General features: G+C 69.7%; 15 protein-coding genes and 1 pseudogene. 6 read left to right on the top strand and 10 right to left on the bottom strand.

The annotated features are described in order from the left end of the window. Positions 1-7: 7 nt before the first annotated feature. On the bottom strand, positions 8-1,135 hold the full coding sequence (locus tag ABZ824_RS05030; RefSeq protein WP_356961696.1) for a Xaa-Pro peptidase family protein: 1,128 nt from the start codon (positions 1,133-1,135) through the stop codon (positions 8-10). Between the two features lie 223 nt (positions 1,136-1,358). Between ABZ824_RS05030 and ABZ824_RS05025 the strand changes: the two genes are divergently transcribed. The 5 genes and pseudogenes from ABZ824_RS05025 (at position 1,359) to aroB (ending at position 6,232) form a co-directional block, all read left to right on the top strand. After that, positions 1,359-1,832, top strand: coding sequence for a prepilin peptidase (locus ABZ824_RS05025; protein WP_356961694.1), 474 nt, complete (start codon positions 1,359-1,361; stop codon positions 1,830-1,832). A gap of 211 nt (positions 1,833-2,043) precedes the next feature. After that, complete coding sequence (locus ABZ824_RS05020) at positions 2,044-2,925, top strand: universal stress protein (RefSeq protein ID WP_356961693.1); 882 nt, start codon at positions 2,044-2,046, stop codon at positions 2,923-2,925. A 96-nt stretch (positions 2,926-3,021) separates the two neighbouring features. Next, positions 3,022-4,230, top strand: a complete 1,209-nt coding sequence (gene aroC / locus ABZ824_RS05015) for a chorismate synthase (protein ID WP_356961691.1) — start codon at positions 3,022-3,024, stop codon at positions 4,228-4,230. Beyond that, a pseudogene (locus tag ABZ824_RS05010) lies at positions 4,227-4,745 on the top strand (shikimate kinase); the annotation flags it as partial. The gene aroC and the pseudogene ABZ824_RS05010, both read left to right, overlap by 4 nt. A 365-nt stretch (positions 4,746-5,110) precedes the next feature. Further along, positions 5,111-6,232, top strand: coding sequence for a 3-dehydroquinate synthase (aroB, locus tag ABZ824_RS05005; RefSeq protein WP_355070584.1), 1,122 nt, complete (start codon positions 5,111-5,113; stop codon positions 6,230-6,232). 64 nt (positions 6,233-6,296) lie between these two features. Here the strand turns inward: aroB and ABZ824_RS05000 are convergent, their stop codons facing one another. The 8 genes from ABZ824_RS05000 to ABZ824_RS04965 form a co-directional block, all read right to left on the bottom strand. Continuing rightward, positions 6,297-6,776 carry a B-4DMT family transporter gene (locus tag ABZ824_RS05000; RefSeq protein ID WP_355070582.1) on the bottom strand — a complete coding sequence of 160 codons (480 nt, stop codon included), beginning with the start codon at positions 6,774-6,776 and terminating at the stop codon, positions 6,297-6,299. Positions 6,777-6,826: 50 nt separating this feature from the next. Continuing rightward, positions 6,827-7,051 carry a hypothetical protein gene (locus tag ABZ824_RS04995; protein ID WP_355070580.1) on the bottom strand — a complete coding sequence of 75 codons (225 nt, stop codon included), beginning with the start codon at positions 7,049-7,051 and terminating at the stop codon, positions 6,827-6,829. Between the two features lie 122 nt (positions 7,052-7,173). Next, entirely contained in the window at positions 7,174-7,992 is an 819-nt protein-coding gene (locus ABZ824_RS04990; RefSeq protein ID WP_356961689.1) for a shikimate dehydrogenase, read from the bottom strand. After that, positions 7,982-9,484, bottom strand: a complete 1,503-nt coding sequence (mltG, locus tag ABZ824_RS04985; protein ID WP_356961687.1) for an endolytic transglycosylase MltG — start codon at positions 9,482-9,484, stop codon at positions 7,982-7,984. The genes ABZ824_RS04990 and mltG overlap by 11 nt, the downstream gene beginning before the upstream one ends. Continuing rightward, complete coding sequence (gene ruvX / locus ABZ824_RS04980; protein WP_356961686.1) at positions 9,481-10,044, bottom strand: Holliday junction resolvase RuvX; 564 nt, start codon at positions 10,042-10,044, stop codon at positions 9,481-9,483. Before ruvX ends, mltG begins: the two co-directional genes overlap by 4 nt. Beyond that, on the bottom strand, positions 10,044-12,713 hold the full coding sequence (gene alaS, locus ABZ824_RS04975) for an alanine--tRNA ligase (RefSeq protein WP_356961684.1): 2,670 nt from the start codon (positions 12,711-12,713) through the stop codon (positions 10,044-10,046). The genes ruvX and alaS overlap by 1 nt, the downstream gene beginning before the upstream one ends. Before the next feature lie 72 nt (positions 12,714-12,785). Next, positions 12,786-13,361, bottom strand: a complete 576-nt coding sequence (locus ABZ824_RS04970) for a Uma2 family endonuclease (RefSeq protein ID WP_355070570.1) — start codon at positions 13,359-13,361, stop codon at positions 12,786-12,788. Between the two features lie 72 nt (positions 13,362-13,433). Beyond that, positions 13,434-14,777, bottom strand: coding sequence for a replication-associated recombination protein A (locus ABZ824_RS04965; protein ID WP_355070568.1), 1,344 nt, complete (start codon positions 14,775-14,777; stop codon positions 13,434-13,436). A gap of 138 nt (positions 14,778-14,915) precedes the next feature. Between ABZ824_RS04965 and ABZ824_RS04960 the strand changes: the two genes are divergently transcribed. Then, positions 14,916-16,571 carry an alkaline phosphatase D family protein gene (locus tag ABZ824_RS04960; protein WP_356961683.1) on the top strand — a complete coding sequence of 552 codons (1,656 nt, stop codon included), beginning with the start codon at positions 14,916-14,918 and terminating at the stop codon, positions 16,569-16,571. A 52-nt stretch (positions 16,572-16,623) separates the two neighbouring features. Here the strand turns inward: ABZ824_RS04960 and ABZ824_RS04955 are convergent, their stop codons facing one another. After that, positions 16,624-17,793, bottom strand: a complete 1,170-nt coding sequence (locus ABZ824_RS04955; RefSeq protein ID WP_355070564.1) for a kinase — start codon at positions 17,791-17,793, stop codon at positions 16,624-16,626. Positions 17,794-17,799 lie beyond the last annotated feature (6 nt).

Genomic DNA, 17,799 nt, shown 5'->3' with positions numbered 1-17,799 from the left:
ACCGGCGTCAGTCGACGACGGTCAGGTCTTTGCTGGTGTGGGTGAGCAGCTCCGGGCCCCCTTCGCGCACCACGAGCGTGTCCTCGATCCGGACCCCGCCGCGGCCGGGAAAGTACACACCTGGTTCGACGGTCACCGCCACGCCAGTCAGAAGTGTACCGGTTCCGGTTTTCGCGATTCCGGGCGCTTCGTGGATCTGCAGACCGACCCCGTGGCCGAGGCCGTGCACGAACAACTTGCCGTGCCCTGCCGCCTCGATCACCGCCCGCGACGCGGCGTCCACGTCGGATACCGGGACCCCCGGGCGCAGTGCCTCCCGCCCGGCCCGCTGCGCCTCGGCGACCAGCGCGTACACCTCGCGCTGCCAGTCGGTCGGCGCGCCGAGCACGAAGGTGCGGGTCATGTCGGAGTGGTAACCGCCCACCACCGCGCCGAAGTCCAGTTTGACGAAATCACCCGCGGCCAGCACGGCGTCGGTCGGGCGGTGATGCGGGACAGCCGAGTTCACGCCGGTCGCCACGATGGTCTCGAACGAAACAGCTTCGGCGCCGTGTTCGAACATGGCCCATTCCAGTTCCCTGGCCACCTGACGCTCGGTGCGGCCCGGACGCAGTCCGCCCCGCTCCAGCAGCGCGGCCAGACCGGCATCGCCCGCCGCGCAGGCCGCCCGCAACTGATCCACTTCGTAGGCGTCCTTGACCATGCGCAACTGCTCCACCAGCCCGGGCGAGGCGACGAACTCCAGGCCGGTGCGCTGTTCGAGGAAACCGCGATGCTGGTCGACGGTGACCACATGGCTTTCGAAACCCACCCGGCCGACCTGCCACTCACCGGCCAGCTGCACGATCCGCCGGGCGGCAGCGCGCGCGATCTCGGCCCGCAGATCGGGAACCTGATCGGCGACCTGGGTCCGATACCGGCCGTCGGTGCCGATCACGGTCCGGTCCTCGGCGGTGCGCGTGTCCCAGGAATGCACCAGCAACGCCGCGTTGGAGCCGGTGAACCCGGTCAGGTATCTGATATTCACCAGATCGGTGACCAGCAGGGCGTCCACCCCGTTCTCCACCAGCAGGCTGCGCAGCGCGCCACGCCGCGCCGCGTAATCCGGCACATGACCCTGGTGATCAGCACACATGTCTCAAAACTACCGCCGACACACCGCACACCGACAGCCAACGCGTGATCGGCATGGCCGTCCGCGGCTGTCGAATCATCGATTTTCGCCCGAAAATATTGCGGCCCAGCATTTCTCAACAGTCGGAGGACTACTGACTCATAGCCTGTTCACACCCGAACCGGTTGTGCACATTCCGGGCCGGAGCGGATGATCCGCGCCGGAACCGCGCGAAGGTGGAGCCATGACTCCACTCGCGTGCGCCGCGCTCACCGTCTGGTGCGCGGCACTGACGACGTTCGACCTGCGTGAAGGACGCCTCCCGAACCGGCTGACCGGCTCCGGAGCGCTGGTCGTGCTCGGATATGCCCTGCACACAAAGCATTTCACCGCCGCTCTGCTTGGCGCGCTGTTGCTTTCGGCGCCGTACCTGCTGGTGCACCTCGCCGCGCCCGCCGCGCTGGGCGCGGGCGACGTCAAGCTCGCGGTGATGCTGGGCGGGGCGACCGCCCTTGGCGGCGCCCGTCCGTGGGTTTGGGCGGCACTCGGAGCACCGGCGCTCACCGCATGCGTCGCGCTCGGAGCACTGGTCCGCCGACGCGCATTCGGCTCCCGCCCCGCCGACCCGGGCGACAGCGCGCTCACCGTGCCGCACGGCCCTGCGATGTGTCTGGCGACATTGCTGGCCCTACTGTCGTCGGTCTTCGACTCGACCTGAGTCCGCTCCGCCCGACGCCACCAGAATGCCGCCGGACCGCGCTGGACGCCGCACAAAGCCAGCAAATCAATAGCAATTCATCGGTAGCATCAATCGCGGGCAACGACTTTCCGACCCGCCGCCACGTCAGCGCTCGAGATGCGGCGCCTCGGAGAAGTCGCCCCTCGAGTGCGCCAGTACCGCGGAAGCAGCGTCGAGAAGGAGCCGCCCAGTGAATCCGAGGCATCCGTCGCGGGGACCGATCGTCGTGGGAACCGACGGTTCGGAGCAATCGATCGTCGCGGTCCGCTGGGCGGCGCAGACCGCCGCGCTGCACGACGCTCCGCTGCACATCTCGCTCGTCGTGGAGTCCTCGCTCGGCTCCGACGACGACGATCCCCCGCGTCCGGCGGCGCTGCTGCGGGTGCGCGAGGCGGACGAGGCGATCGAGCGCGCGGCGGACGCCGCCGTGGCGGCCGCGCACACCGTGCGCGACATCACCATCGGCACCGAGATCCGCACGGCGCACATCGCCACCGCCCTCATCGAACGCTCCCGGAGCGCGGCGATGCTCGTGGTCGGCACCCGCGGGATCGGCCGCGTCCAGCGTGTCCTCCTCGGCTCGGTCAGCACCGCCGTCTCCAGGGACGCCGAATGCCCCGTGGCGGTGGTGCCCGCCGAGACGCCGCTGTGGGACCGGGCGACCACCGGCCCGGTGATCGTCGGCGTGGACGGCTCCACCGCCGAGCAGGCCGCCATCGGGGTCGCGGCGACCGAGGCGCCGCTCCGCGGGGTCGAACTGGTGGCCGTGCACACCTGGGGTGAGGTCGAGCCGCTGGCGGCGATCGGCACCGACTGGGCCGCCCTGCGCCGGACCGAAGAGGCGTTGCTCGCGACCAGCTTGGCCGGCTGGCAGGAGCAGTACCCGGAGCTGACCATCCGGCGCGAGGTCGTCCGCGACCGTCCGGAGCGAGGGTTGCTCGAACGCTCCCGCGACGGCCAGCTGCTGGTGGTGGGCAACCGCGGCCGAGGAACTTTGCGGCGACTGCTGTTCGGCTCGGTCGGTGACGCGCTGCTCCGCTCGGTGGACCGCCCCATTGTCATAGCCCGCTGAGCGCCTCGGCCCGCGGTACCCGGGCTCCCCGGCGTGCGGTTCGTCACGGCGGGCCACGTTCCGGAGCACGGGCGTCGACATGGGAAGATGAACAATGTGCTGCGTTGGATAACTGCCGGAGAATCCCATGGTCCCGCTCTCGTCGCCCTCCTGGAGGGGATGGTGGCAGGCGTCGAGGTCACGTCGGACGAGATCTCCGCGCAGCTGGCCCGTCGCAGGCTCGGCTACGGTCGCGGCGCCCGGATGAAGTTCGAGGCCGACAAGGTCACCGTCATCGGCGGCGTGCGGCACGGGCGCACCATGGGCGGCCCGGTGGCCATCGAGGTGGCCAACTCCGAGTGGCCGAAGTGGACCACGGTGATGTCCGCCGATCCGGTCGATCCGGCCGAACTCGCCGACCTGGCCCGCAACGCACCCTTGACCAGGCCCCGGCCCGGGCACGCCGACTACTCCGGCATGCTCAAGTACAACTTCGACGACGCCCGTAACGTGCTCGAGCGCGCCAGCGCCAGGGAGACCGCCGCGCGCGTCGCGGCGGGCACCGTCGCGCGCAATTTCCTGCGCCAGGCGTTCGGCGCGGAGGTCGTCTCGCACGTCGTGTCGATCGGCGCGGCGCAGAACACTTCCGGCCTCGTGCCGGGCGCCGCCGATCTCGCCGCGGTGGACGAGAGCCCGGTGCGTGCCTTCGACAAGGACGCCGAAGCCGCGATGATCGCGGAGATCGAGGCCGCCAAGAAGGACGGCGACACCCTCGGTGGCGTTGTCGAGGTGGTCGTGGCGGGACTTCCGGTCGGCCTCGGCTCGTTCACCAGCGGCGAGAACCGACTGGACGCGCGGCTCGCCGCCGCACTGATGGGCATCCAGGCCATCAAGGGCGTCGAGGTCGGCGACGGTTTCGAGACCGCGCGCCGCCGCGGCAGCCAGGCGCACGACGAGATGCGCCCCGGCCCCGACGGCGTGCTGCGTTCCACCAACCGCGCCGGCGGACTGGAAGGCGGCATGACCAACGGCGAGGCGCTGCGCGTGCGCGCGGCCATGAAGCCGATCTCCACGGTGCCGCGCGCGCTGTCCACCGTCGACATGACCACCGGCGACGAGGCCGTCGCCATCCATCAGCGCTCGGACGTCTGCGCCGTGCCCGCCGCGGGCGTGGTCGCCGAATCCATGGTGGCGCTGGTCGTCGCGCAGGCCGCGCTGGAGAAGTTCGGCGGCGACTCGCTCACCGAGACCGTCGAGAACATCACCAGCTACGTCAAGCGCATCAGCACTCGCCCGCACGTGCCCGCGGACAGTCGGTCGCAATGATCGTGCAGACCGATCCGCGCGCCCCGCGCGTGGTGCTGGTCGGACCGCCGGGGGCGGGGAAATCCACGATCGGCCGCAAGCTCGCCAGGGAACTCGGCGTCGAGCTGTACGACACCGATGCCGGCATCGAGCGGGAGACCGGTCGCACGATCCCGGAGATATTCGCCGAAGACGGTGAGCCCGAATTCCGCAAGATCGAGGAGCGGGTGGTGCGCCGCGCCGTCCTCGCCGAACGCGGTGTGGTCTCGCTCGGCGGCGGTGCCGTGCTGTCCGAGCACACCAGGGCACTCCTGCGCGGCCGCACCGTCGTCTACCTGGAGATCAGTATCGCGGAGGGTCTTCGGCGCACCGGCGCGAGCACGCAGCGGCCGCTGCTCAACGGCGCCGACCCCGGCGCGAAGTACCGGGAACTGATGCGTACCCGTCGGCCGCTGTACCGGGAAGTGGCGACCGTCCGGGTTCGTACCGACGGCCGCAGTCCCGGCCGCGTGGTGCGGATGATCATGACCAAGCTCGGTATGGAGCCGGTCGAACCGGCCGAAACGGATCTCCGGCCGCCGCCGAGCGGAATCCCGCAGGGCAGCAGCCGATCCCGGGCCCGCCGACGTGCGAGGGCAAGAGCGGCGTCGCGGCGCAAGACCGCCGATCAGTCCGAGACCACCGACACCGCGACCGGCGCCGCGGCGGAAGCGGCGGTGACCGCCACGGTGCGCTCCCGGCGCAGCCGCAGGAGCGTCACGAGCGAACCCGACGCCGAGGGCGGGGCGGGCAACGGGGAGACGGCGGCGGGCAGCCGATCCCGGCGCGCCCGCGCACGCCGCGCCCGCTCCCGGGCGCGGCAGCAGTCGACAACAGCAACAACAGAATCGGAGCAAGCCACGTGACAGAGCCGAGTCGTCTCGAAGTCCGGACCGCCGACCCGTACCAGGTGATCATCGGCCGCGGGTTGCTCGGCGAACTCGTCGAGTCCGTCCACAGCGCGACCAAAGGTGTGCGCACCGTGGCCGTCTTCCATCAGCCGCCGCTCACCGAGACCGCCGAAGTGGTGCGAAAGGCGCTGGCCGACACCGGTATCGACGCGCACCGGATCGAGATCCCGGATGCCGAGGCGGGCAAGGAACTAGCGGTCGCCGGCTTCTGCTGGGAGGTGCTGGGGCGCATCGGCCTGACCCGCAACGACGTCGTGGTCAGCCTCGGCGGCGGCGCGGCGACCGATCTGGCCGGTTTCGTCGCCGCCACCTGGATGCGCGGGGTGCGGATCGTGCACGTACCGACCACGCTGCTGGCGATGGTCGATGCGGCGGTCGGCGGCAAGACCGGCATCAACACCGAGGCGGGCAAGAATCTCGTCGGCTGCTTCCACGAGCCGGCCGCCGTGCTGGTCGACCTGGCCACCCTGGAGACGGTGCCGCGCAACGAGATCGTCGCGGGCATGGCGGAGATCATCAAAGCCGGTTTCATCGCCGACCCGGTGATCCTGGAGCTGGTGGAGCGCGACCCGGAGGCCGCCCTCGACCCGTCCGGCGAGGTGCTGCCGGAGCTGATCCGTCGCGCGATCCAGGTGAAAGCCGACGTCGTCGCCGCCGATCTGAAGGAATCCAGCCTCCGCGAGATCCTGAACTACGGTCACACCCTGGGGCACGCGATCGAACGGCGGGAGCGTTACCGGTGGCGGCACGGCGCCGCGGTCTCCGTCGGACTGGTGTTCGCCGCCGAGCTCGGTCGTCTCGCGGGTCGTCTCGATGACGCCACCGCCGACCGTCATCGCGCGATCCTGTCCGCCGTCGGCCTGCCGACCAGCTACGACGCCGACGCGCTGCCTCAGCTGCTGGACGCCATGCAGACGGACAAGAAGACCCGCTCCGGCGTGCTGCGCTTCGTCGTGCTCGACGGCCTGGCCAAACCCGGACGCTTGGAAGGACCCGATCCCGCCCTGCTGGCCGCCGCTTACTCGGCGATCGCGCGGGAGGACAGTCCGAGCGGCGGCGCGGTGCTGCTCTAGCCCGCGGCGGCCGCGAGAGACGAAAACGGCGCGCCCGCTGCGGGCGCGCCGTTTTCTCGTGGAATCAGATCGCGCTGCCCGCGGCGGAGTACAGCGACGGCGGGGTGGAGCGCCCCTTGCCGTTCTGCCGCTCGGCCAGCATCCGGCCGACGCCGACACCGATCAGCGCGGGCACGAAGATCAGCAGGATGATGAACGCCGCGCCCGCCGTGAGTTCGAACAGCAGGCCGTTGTCACCGAGATCGAACCGGGGAGCCCAGTCCAGGATCCAGGACGCCAGGCCGCTGCCGACACCACCCACAACGGCGGCCTTCAGCCACATCATGGTCAGATCGGCGCCGCGTTCGGCGTCCCCGCTCTCGACGCGGTCCCTGCGACCGTCCAGCACACCCCAGGCCGCGATGGCCGCGACCAGCACGACCAGGCACAGGATGCGCATCAGTGCCCCGTGTGTCGGCCAGTACACCATCGCGAACCCGAGCCCGGCACGCAACGCCACCACCAGCGCGCCGAGCACGACGGCCCGCAACAACCAAGCATTCATGCGAAACACCATAGCCGTGTTTCTCGGCAGCGACTACGGCCCTGCGTGTCTCAGTTGGATGGAATCCAGAGGTCGTACCTACCGCTACCGTCGTTCCGCTGAATGCACTTCCCGTCTTTGTGCCACAGCGGCGCCTCTTTCATGCAGTTCGCCAGCGCGACGTTCGACGCCGCGGCCACGCACTGGAACCCCCAAGTCGGCTGCGCCGATGCGCAGCCATCGGCTTTCGCCGCCGACTGTCCGGCGAAGACGAACGCGGATGCCGCGATCCCCATCGCGACGGTGACTCCGAGTCGAATCAACACAACGCTACCCCTCCCGTTGAAACGCGTTGGAGGACAGCATAACCGGCGATCACGGCAGCGGAAAGAGCGGAGACGCACCGCTGGTGAGAAGGCTATCGACGCCCCTCGTCCAGCGCCGCCGCCATCTCCGCGCGCGGCGCTGCCTGCCCGGTGAACAGCTCGACCTGCCCATACGCCTGGTTCAGCAGCATCTGCAGACCACTGACCACCGTGTGCCCGGACCGGGCCACCGCCTCGGCCAGCGGGGTGGGCCAGGGGTTGTAGATCGCGTCGAGCACCACCGGCGCCTCGGCTACCGCGGGGGCGACCACCGCCGCCGCCGTGGCGGGAATGGTGCTCACCACGGCTCCCGCGGCCGCGCAGATCGTACGCAGCGCCCCGGCATCGAAACCGGCCAGCGACGCGATCATCCCCAGCCGCTCGGCGAGTTCCAGCGCGCCGCGCGCCCGCCCGGCGTCCCGGGCGACCACGGTCACCGACTTCGCGCCCAGCTCCGACAACGCCAGCAGGGCGGGCCGCGCGGTGCCGCCCGCCCCCAGCACCACGCCCTCGGTCAGGTCGGTGACACCACCGCCGCGCAGCGCTCCGAGCACACCGTCCACGTCGGTGCAGTCGGCCAGCCAGCCCGCGTCGCGGCGGACCAAGGTGTTGGCCGATCCGACCAACACGGCCCGGTCGGTGCGCTCATCGGCGTAGGCCAGTGCCGCTTCCTTGCCGGGCATGGTCACCGAAAGCCCGACCCATTCCGGCCCGAGCCCGTCGACCAGCCCGGGCAGCTGCTCCGCCGAGCATTCGAGGCGCTCGTAGCTCCAGTCCAGTCCGAGCGCGCGGTACGCGGCCAAGTGCAGCTGTGGCGATCGCGAGTGCGCGATCGGCTTCCCGAGCACCGCCGCCTTGCGATTACCGGCCACCGCTGTCCTTGGAACTGTCGAGGATGCCGCTGCGCTGCGCCCGTGCGATCAGGCGCAGATGCTCCTGATAGTCGTCGGTGAACAGGGTGGTGCCCTGTTTGTCGACGGTGACGAAGTACAGCCACGGCCCCTGCTCCGGATTCTCCATGGCACGCAGAGCGTTCAACGACGGCGCGGCGATCGGAGTCTTGGGCAGGCCACGCATCGCATAGGTGTTCCAGGCGGTTTCCTGGGCGCGGTCGGCGTCGGTGGTCGCCACCTCGGTGCGATCCAGGGTGTAGTTCACCGTCGAGTCGAACTGCAGCATCTGATCGACCCGCAGCCGGTTCACGATCACCCGTGCCACCTTGCCCATGTCCTGGGGCTTCGCCTCGCGTTCCACCAGCGAGGCGGCGACCAACGTCTGGTACGGCGTCAGTTTCGTGTCGGCGCCGGACTGCAGCAGTCCGGTGGACTCATAGCTCTTGGCACTCGCGGTCACCAATTGCCGCAGGATCTCCGCAGGCGTCCCGCTCGGATCGAAATCCCATGTGCCCGCGGCGATCAGGCCCTCCAGCTGCCGTGTCCGGTCCGGGCAGTCCTTGACACCCTGGATCGCCCATGCAGGCACTCCGAGCGCGGCCAGGTCCAGGCTCGCTCCCGCGGCATCGAGCTGTTCGTAGCTCACGCACTTCTGATTGGTGCCCGTGCCGATGCAGCTGGCCTCCGCGATCTTGCGGTAGATGCCGTCGTACCGCCCGCCGGTGCTCATGTCGTGTTGGTCGTGCAGCAGCCGTCCCTCGGAGACGACCAGATTGCCGACCCGCGAGGACTTGCTCACCAGCGCCGACACCGCCTCGGCGGCGGGGCTCTGGCTGGGAATCGCGTAGAAGCCGGGCTGCACCGTGTTCATGTTCGAATTGCGCACGGCCGCTTGGAAGAACGCGCCCGAGCTCGCCACGACGCCGCGCTCGACCATCGTCGACGCGATCTGCTGGGAGGTGTCGCCCGGATGCACCTGCACCACCACCAGCGGTCCCCCTGGTCCCGCGAAGTCTTTCGGCGGAGCCATACTGGCGACCAACTTCATCCCGGCGAAGATCACGGCGCCGGCGAAGAGAAGGATGAAGACACCCGCGACGAACCATAGGTTCCGGCGGCGCTTCTTGCGCTCGGCGGCTTTGCGGGAGGCGACCCGGGATCGCTTGCCGCGCTGCGAGCGGCCGGAGCGCTCGGGCCGGGCGCGTTTCGACTCCGCGCGCTTCGAGCGGCGCGGCTCCTCGACACGCGTCGTCCTGGGGCGCTGTCCGCCACGCCGTGGGGCCGGTGGCGGCGGCGCGGGCTCCGGCTCTTCCTCGTCGTCGACGTAGCGGGGGATGACGGTCGTGTCGTCGTCGTAGTCGTCGTACCGGTCGCCGTCGTACTCGCCCCAGGCCCGGTCGTCTCTCCGGTAACGCCGATCAGCTTCGCGCTGTCGGAACAGTTCCTCGGCCCGCGCCCACCGATCCGTCATGCATCGTCCCCGGACGACACAGGACGTCCCGCTTCCACCGACCTCAACACCGCACTCCGTTCGTCCAACCATCCTTGCAGGATCGACACGGCCGCCGCCTGATCGATCACCTGCCGCTGGCCACGCGCGCGAACTCCACTGTCCCGCAATGCACGTGCAGCTGACACCGTAGTCAAACGTTCGTCGGAAAGCCGGACCGGCACCGACCCGACAGCAGCCCGCAATCTCTCAGCGAATGCGCTGGCCAGCGTAGCCGCAGTGCCCTTCTCCCCGCGTAATGTTCGCGGCAATCCGACGATTACCTCGACTGCCTCGTACTCCCGCACAATTTCGGCAATTCTTTCGATATCGGGTGCGGGAGCCGATCGCCGGGACGGTTTCGCGCGCGGCACGGTCTCCACCGGGGTGGCGAGGATGCCGTCGGGATCGCTCGCGGCGACCCCGATCCGGACACTGCCGACGTCGACGCCGATCCGCCTGCCCCGACCGGGGTCGGTGGCCGGATGCGGCCGGTCGGCGCCGCGGGGCGCCGACCGCTCCGGTTCCGCTGGGCCGCCCATCACCCGGCGAGTTCGGCCACCCGCGCGCGGACCGCGGTCAGGCCGGCCGGAATGCCGGACGGGTCCGAGCCCGCGCCCTGCGCCATCTCCGGCTTGCCGCCGCCTCGTCCCGCGATACTCGGGCCGAAGCTACCGACCAGATCGCCCGCCTTGATGCCGAGCTCCTGAGCGGGCTTGTTCACCGCGACCACGAACGGCACCTTGCCGTCGGCGTTGCCGAGCAGTACCACCACGGCGGGCTCGCTGCCGAACCGGCCGCGGATGTCGGTGGCCAGCGTGCGCAGATCGCCCGCGGACACGCCCTCCGGCGCGGCCACGGCGACCAGCAGCAGCCGGCCGATCCGCTCGGCCTTCTCGACGAACTCGCCCGCCGAGGACAGCACGGCGGCCATCTTCGTGCGCTCGAGCTCCTTCTCGGCCACCTTGAGCCGCTCCACCAGCTGCTCGACGCGAGCGGGCACCTCGTCGGAGGGCACCTTGAGCGCGGAGGCGACACCAGCCAGCAGCGCGCGCTCCTTGGCCAGGTACGCGTAGGAATCCAAGCCGACGAACGCCTCCACGCGACGCACGCCGGAGCCGACCGACGACTCGCCGAGCACCGTGATCGGGCCGATCTGCGAGGAATGCTGTACGTGCGTGCCACCGCACAGCTCCATCGAGAACGGGCCGCCGATCTCCACCACGCGCACTTCGTTGCCGTAGTTCTCGCCGAACAAGGCCAGCGCGCCCATCTGCTTGGCCTTCGGCAGATCGGTGACGAAGGTGTTCACCGGGAAGTCGGCGCCGACCGCGTCGTTGGAGACGGCCTCGATGTCGGCTTTCTGCTGCTCGGACAGCTGGCCCTGCCAGTTGAAGTCGAAACGCAGGTATCCCGGCTTGTTCAGCGAACCGGCCTGCACGGCGTTCGGGCCCAGCACCTGCCGGAGGGCGGCATGCACCATGTGCGTACCGGAATGGCCCTGCGTGGCACCCCGCCGCCAGGACGGGTCGGCCTGCGCCAGCACGACGTCGCCCTCGGTGATCTGGCCGTGCTCCACCGTGGTCTTGTGCACCCACAGCTTCTTGGCGATCTTCTGCACGTCGTTCACGCGCAGCTTCAATCCCGACGAGGCGGTGATGGAGCCGCGGTCGGCGATCTGGCCGCCCGCCTCGGCGTAGAGCGGGCTGCGATCCAGGATGACCTCGACGTCCTGCCCCACGGTCGCCGTCGGCACCCGCACGCCATCGGCGATCAGGGCGAGCACGGTGGCCTCGGAGGTGAGCTCGTCGAAGCCGGTGAACTCGGTGGCGCCGCGGTCGACCAGTTCCTTGTAGATCGTGAGGTCGGCGTGGGCGTGCTTGCGCGCCTGCGCGTCCTCCTTGGCCCGCTGACGCTGCTCGGACATGAGCGAGCGGAAGCCCTCTTCGTCGACCGACAGCCCGGCCTCCGCGGCCATCTCCAGCGTCAGATCGATCGGGAAGCCATAGGTGTCGTGCAGGGTGAACGCGTCCGACCCGGCGATCGTGCTGCCGCCGTGGGCCTTCACCGCGGCGGCGGTGTTGTCGAACAGGGCGGAGCCCGTGTTCAGCGTCTTCAGGAACGCCGTCTCCTCGCCGACCGCGACGGTATCGATGCGGCGGAAGTCGGTGGCCAGCTCCGGGTAGGACGGGGCCATCAGGTCGCTTACGACCTTCATGAACTCGCTCATCACCGGCTTCTCGGCGCCGAGCAGGCGGGCCGAGCGCACGATGCGGCGCAGCAGGCGGCGCAGCACGTACCCGCGGCCGTCGTTGCCCGGGTTCACGCCGTCGGCGATCAGCATGGCGGCGGTACGAGCATGGTCGGCGATCACGCGGAAGCGGACGTCGTCCTCGTGCTGGACGCCGTAGGAGCGTCCGGTCAGTTCCTCGGCCTTGTCGATGATCGGGCGCAGCAGGTCGGTCTCGTAGACGTTGTCCACGCCCTGCAGCAGCAGCGCGATGCGCTCGACGCCCATGCCGGTGTCGATGTTCTTCTTCGGCAGCGACCCGACCGGCGAGTGCCCGAGTTTGGGGCTCAACTCACCACGGATGTCCTGCATGAACACGAGGTTCCAGATCTCGAGGTAGCGGTCCTCGTCGGCGACCGGCCCGCCGTCGCGGCCGTACTCGGGGCCGCGGTCGTAGTAGATCTCCGAGCAGGGTCCGCCGGGGCCGGGCACGCCCATGTCCCAGTAGTTGTCCTTGCCGTCGCGGAACTGGATGCGCTCCTCGGGTATGCCCGCGACCCGCTTCCAGATCTCGGCGGCCTCCGGGTCGTCCTGGTACACGGTCACCCAGATCCGCTCGGGATCGAACCCGTAACCGCCGTCGTCCTGCGGCTTGGAGATCAGCTCCCAGGCGAGGGTGATCGCCCCCTCCTTGAAGTAATCACCGAAGGAGAAGTTGCCCGCCATCTGGAAGAAGGTGTTGTGCCGCGTGGTGACGCCGACCTCTTCGATATCGCCGGTTCGCACGCATTTCTGCACGCTGGTCGCCCGCGGGTAGGGCGGCGCCTCCTGACCCAGGAAGTACGGCTTGAACTGGACCATGCCCGCGTTGACGAACAGCAGGTTCGGGTCGGCCAGGATCAGCGAGGCACTCGGCACCTCGGTATGGCCGGCACGGAGGAAATGGTCCAGGAAACGCCGTCGAATCTCGTGGGTCTGCACGAATACCCAGCCTACCGGTGCCGCGCACGCGAATATTCATCGACCGGGCTCCCGTCGCGTCCCCGCGACCGGTCAGCGAACCCAACCCCGCAACGGCTCGCTATCCAGCGTCATACACACCGGATCAGGCAGTTCGACAGTCTTCCCGAATGCCCGTCGCACAGTCTTGCTGTAGACACCGTCTTCCGGCTCGCTGAACACGACTGACTCGCAGCTGTCCCGGTCCACGAGAAGGTAGACCGGGATGCCGGTCTCGGCATACGCGCGCGGCTTCTCGACTCGATCCCGACGATCGGTGTCGGTGTCATACGACGTCACTTCCACGATCATGAGAACTTTCGCCGGGTCGGCCCATTCGCCCTCGCCTGCGAAACTTCCGTCAGGTGCCAATACCCCGTCCGGACGCACTCGCCCCTTTCGGTACGACTCGACCTGCAAACCGCGCTCCGGATACAGCCACATCTCCGGTCGTTGCAGAAGGAAATGGCGCGTCAACCAACGGATGACCTCGTCGTGGTCCCCCTCCGGCACAGCCTTGACCCCCACCCTCCCGAACACAAATTCCAGTCGCACCGTCTCACCGGCATTCTCGGCGAGTTCCTCGAACTCACTGACGAGCATCTGTGGCCTGTTCACTGGCGCCGCCACGGGAACCTCCAGTTCGTTCCGCCCCTTGTCGGATGCACCGATACCGACACAGTACGCCTCGTACCGGGCCGGTCAGCCTCGGACGATGCGGCGCAGCTTGTCGACCCTGGGGCCGATCTCGCGTTCGTGGCCGTGGTCGGTGGGGTGGTAGTAGTCGACGCCGACCAGCTCGTCGGGCGGGTACTGCTGGCCGAGCACGCCGTCCTTGTCGTCGTGCGGGTACTTGTAGCCCTGCGCGTTGCCGAGCGCCGCCGCGCCGGGGTAGTGACCGTCGCGCAGGTGGGGCGGAACCGGGCCCGCCTTGCCCGCCGCGACGTCGGCCATGGCGGCGCCGATCGCGGCCACGACGGCGCCGGACTTCGGGGCCGTGGCCAGGTGGATGGTGGCTTGGGCGAGCGCGAGGCGGCCTTCTGGCAGACCGACCAGCTGCACGACCTGCGCGGCGGCGGTCGCCGTCTGCAACGCCATCGGGTCGGCCATGCCGATGTCCTCGCTCGCGTGGATCATCAGCCGCCGGGCGATGAAGCGCGGGTCCTCCCCCGCGCTCAGCATGCGCGCCAGGTAGTGCAGCGCGGCGTCGACGTCCGAACCGCGGATGGACTTGATGAACGCGCTGATCACGTCGTAGTGCTGGTCGCCGGCGCGGTCGTACCGGACGGCGGCCTTGTCCACGCTGGCTTCGACCAGGTCCACGTCGACGGTGCCGTCGAGCGAGGACTCCGCCGACGCTTCCAGAGCGGTCAACGCGCGGCGGGCGTCACCGCCCGCGATCCGGACGATGTGGTCGAGCGCGGCCTCGGTCACCGTATACGCGCCGTCGAGCCCGCGTGGATCGGTGATCGCGCGGGCGAGCACCTCGCGGATGTCGGTTTCCGTGAGCGACCGCAGTTGCAGCACCAGTGAGCGCGACAGCAGCGGCGACACCACCGAGAACGACGGGTTCTCGGTCGTCGCGCCGACGAGCAGGACGATGCGGTTCTCCACCGCGGCGAGCAGGGCGTCCTGCTGGGTCTTGGAGAAACGGTGGACCTCGTCGATGAACAGCACGGTCTGCTCGCCCGTAGCCAACCTGCGCCGCGCCACATCGATGACCGCGCGCACCTCTTTGACCCCGGCCGAGAGCGCCGACAACGCTTCGAACCGGCGGCCGGTGGCCTGGGACAGGAGCGAGGCGAGCGTGGTCTTGCCGGTGCCGGGCGGGCCGTACAGCAATACCGACGCGGCGCCCGAACCCTCGATCAGCCTGCGCAGCGGCGAACCGGGACCGAGCAGATGTTGCTGTCCGACCACTTCCTCCAGCGTGGCCGGGCGCATGCGCACGGCCAGCGGCGCACCCGCGTCCCGGCGCACCACGGTGTCGATCGAATGCTCCGGAGGCACCGCGGCTCCGGGCACGTCGAACAAACCATCGCTCACGACAAGAACGTTACCGAGGCGCACCGACAGCACGACATGCCGTTCCCGGATGCGTCTCCGGTGCGGCCGCGCGGTCTCGACCGGCGCGGCGACAGACGGAGTTGCGTGTCGCCGGTACTTCGGATGGGATCGGTACCCGTGCCTGAAAACGTATCCGTTTCAGATCCCTCGTCCACCGCGCACTTCGCTCGGCGCACTCTTTTCAAGGGCAGCGCGGCCGCCGCCACCGCCACCGCGGTGCTGGGCGCCGGTGACGCCGAAGCCGCGACACCGGTGTTCCGGCACGGCGTGGCCTCGGGGGACCCGCTTGCCGACGGCGTGATCGTCTGGACCCGCGTGACCGTCTCCGACGACGCGACGCCCGGCTCGGGCCTGGGCGACCCGGCGACCGTGCGGTGGGAAGTCGCGGCGGACGAGCGGTTCGCCTCGGTCGCCGCGTCCGGCGCCGTGACGACCTCGGCGGACTCCGACCATACGGTCAAGGTCGACGTTTCCGGCCTGGCTCCCGGTGTCGAGTACTTCTATCGATTCACCACCCTGGGCCAGACCTCTCCGGTGGGCCGCACCAAGACCGCGCCCGCCACGGCGGACACACCGGATCGCCTTCGGTTCGGCGTGGTGTCGTGCTCGAACTGGGAGGCGGGCTACTTCGGCGCCTACCGTCACCTGACCGCCCGCACCGACCTGGACGCGATCGTGCACTTGGGCGACTACATCTACGAGTACGGCCGCGGCAAGTACGGGGGCCGCAGCGGCGCCGTACGCCCGCACGATCCGGCCAACGAGACCGTCAGCCTGGCGGACTACCGCATCCGCCACGCCCAGTACAAGACCGACCCGGATCTGCTCGGCCTGCACGCCACCTTGCCGTTCATCTGCACCTGGGACGACCACGAATCCGCGGACAACTCCTGGTCCGGCGGCGCGAACAATCACGATCCCGCCACCGAGGGCAGCTGGGCCGACCGGCGCGCCGCCTCCGCGCAGGCCTATCTGGAGTGGATGCCGGTCCGGGCGTCCGGTTCCGGCGCCGACGTGCGGATCTACCGCAGGCTGCGCTTCGGCACCCTGGCCGAGCTCACCATGCTTGATCTGCGCAGCTACCGCGACCAGGAGGCGAAGCCGGGCGCGAACTGGCGCGAGGCCGACGACCCGGCGCGCACCATCACCGGCAAGGCGCAGATGGAATGGCTGACCGCGGGGTTGGCCTCCGCGCCGGTGCGGTGGAAGCTGGTCGGCAACTCGGTCATGATCGCCCCGCTGGTCTTCCCGCCGCTCGAGCCCGCCACAACGGCGGCGATCACCAGCACCATGGGCGTCCCGCAGTCCGGTCCGTCGCTGAACGGCGACCAGTGGGACGGCTACACCGCCGACCGCACCAGGCTGTTCCGCGCCATCATCGATCAGCAGATTTCCGACGTGCTGTTCCTGACCGGGGACATCCACTCCTCGTGGGCCGCCGATCTCCCCGTGGACGCGGCGAGCTACCCGGGCGGCATGACGGCGGGCGCCGAGTTCGTGGTGCCGTCGGTGACCTCGACCAGCATCGGCGACATGGTCCACGCGAATTCCGCTCCGATCGCCGAAGCGATCAAGACGGTCAACCGCCATCTGCGTTATGTGGAGTTGGACTCGCACGGCTACGGCGTGCTGGAGATCACCCCCGACCACGCGCAGATGGACTGGTACTACCTGCTGGATGTGGCGGACCCGAATTCCGATGTACGCTACGGCGCTTCGTTCGCGGTGCGCAGCGGGGGACGGATCGAGCCGCGGCAGGTCCCGCTCGGCTAGCGCGGGGCGGCCGCGCGCCGTCTCCGGAGGCAGCAGCCCCCGGGTGCGCGGCCTACTCGCCCCAGCGTTCTTCCAGCATCGCCGATACGTCCTCGGCGAAATCTCCCACGATGTCGTCACCCGTGCACCGCGCGTCTTCGGCGAGCGCGGCCCAGCGGTTGATCAGCGCCGCCGAGCGCGGCACCGACAGCCCGTGCTCCCTGGCAGCCGCGATACGGGTGTGATCGGCGGGCAGGAACCAGTAAGTTGACAGCCAGACCCAGATCAGCCGAGCTTCCAGGATGCGTTCGGCCAGCTGGTCGTCATCGGCCAGCGCGGGCCACACGCCCACGACCTCCGCGCGCCAGGCCTCGACCATCTGCCGCGCGCGCTCACGCGAGAGCTCGACATCGCACAGGCAGCCAGGGAAGGACACCAGCGCGTAGGCGATGTCCAAGGTGGCGTCGCGGAACCCGCCCCACTCGTAGTCGAGGAAGCGAGCTCCCTCCTCGTTCAAGATCACATTGTCCGGGCAGAGGTCCGACGGGCTGAACGCGCGGAAACGGCCCGCGGAGTACAGCCGGTTGCCGCGCACGATGCGCTCGGCGATCTCGCCCGGCACCTCGATGCCCAGTTCACGCTGGAGCAGACCGGGCACCTCGGCGATCGCCGACTCGGCCTGCTGGGCGATGCCGTCCACCCGGTGCACCACGTCCACTCGGCGCAGCAGCGCGACGAAGTCCGCCTCGCGCCCGACGGTGGCGGCATGCATCCGGCCCAGCGCCTGAGCGAACGCCATCAGGGCGTTGCGGCCCGCGGGCTCGGCCCCGGAGCGGAGCACGGCGGTGAGCAGGGAGTTCTCACCCAGGTCACTGAGGATCAGCAGACGGTCGGGAAGGCTGTGCGCGACCAGGTACGCGCCCGGCCGGTGCTCCCGGCTCAACGCGGTGGTGAACTGATAGGACACCGTCTCGCGGAGGAACGCGGAGTCGACGCTGGCCACCCCGGGCGCCAAGCCGCCGGTCCGGCGATCCTGCGCCGCGCCGCGGACCTGCTTGATGATCAGGGTTCGCGGCAATGAAAAGGCGTTCTCCGCTACACGCACGCGTAGGACCGTCGTCCTACCACTACCGCTGAGTTCGATCGGATCGCTCAGCTTTACCGGAGCACCCATTCGCTTTGTGAGCAACTGTTGCGCTGCGGACACGACTTCGGCGGCGCGTTCGGCCAATAGTGCGGTCATCGCCTC

This window comes from Nocardia sp. NPDC047038 (assembly GCF_040644075.1).
GTDB classification, from domain to species: domain Bacteria; phylum Actinomycetota; class Actinomycetes; order Mycobacteriales; family Mycobacteriaceae; genus Nocardia; species Nocardia sichangensis.
This window is presented reverse-complemented; position numbering and strand designations above follow the sequence as displayed.

Coding starts and splice junctions, on each gene's coding strand:
- ABZ824_RS05025 (WP_356961694.1), top strand. CDS start 1,359: ATGACTCCACTCGCGTGCGCCGCGCTCACCGTCTGGTGCGCGGCACTG.
- ABZ824_RS05000 (WP_355070582.1), bottom strand. CDS start 6,776: ATGAATGCTTGGTTGTTGCGGGCCGTCGTGCTCGGCGCGCTGGTGGTG.
- mltG (WP_356961687.1), bottom strand. CDS start 9,484: ATGACGGATCGGTGGGCGCGGGCCGAGGAACTGTTCCGACAGCGCGAA.
- ABZ824_RS05030 (WP_356961696.1), bottom strand. CDS start 1,135: ATGTGTGCTGATCACCAGGGTCATGTGCCGGATTACGCGGCGCGGCGT.
- ABZ824_RS04955 (WP_355070564.1), bottom strand. CDS start 17,793: ATGACCGCACTATTGGCCGAACGCGCCGCCGAAGTCGTGTCCGCAGCG.
- ABZ824_RS04995 (WP_355070580.1), bottom strand. CDS start 7,051: ATGGGGATCGCGGCATCCGCGTTCGTCTTCGCCGGACAGTCGGCGGCG.
- ruvX (WP_356961686.1), bottom strand. CDS start 10,044: ATGGGCGGCCCAGCGGAACCGGAGCGGTCGGCGCCCCGCGGCGCCGAC.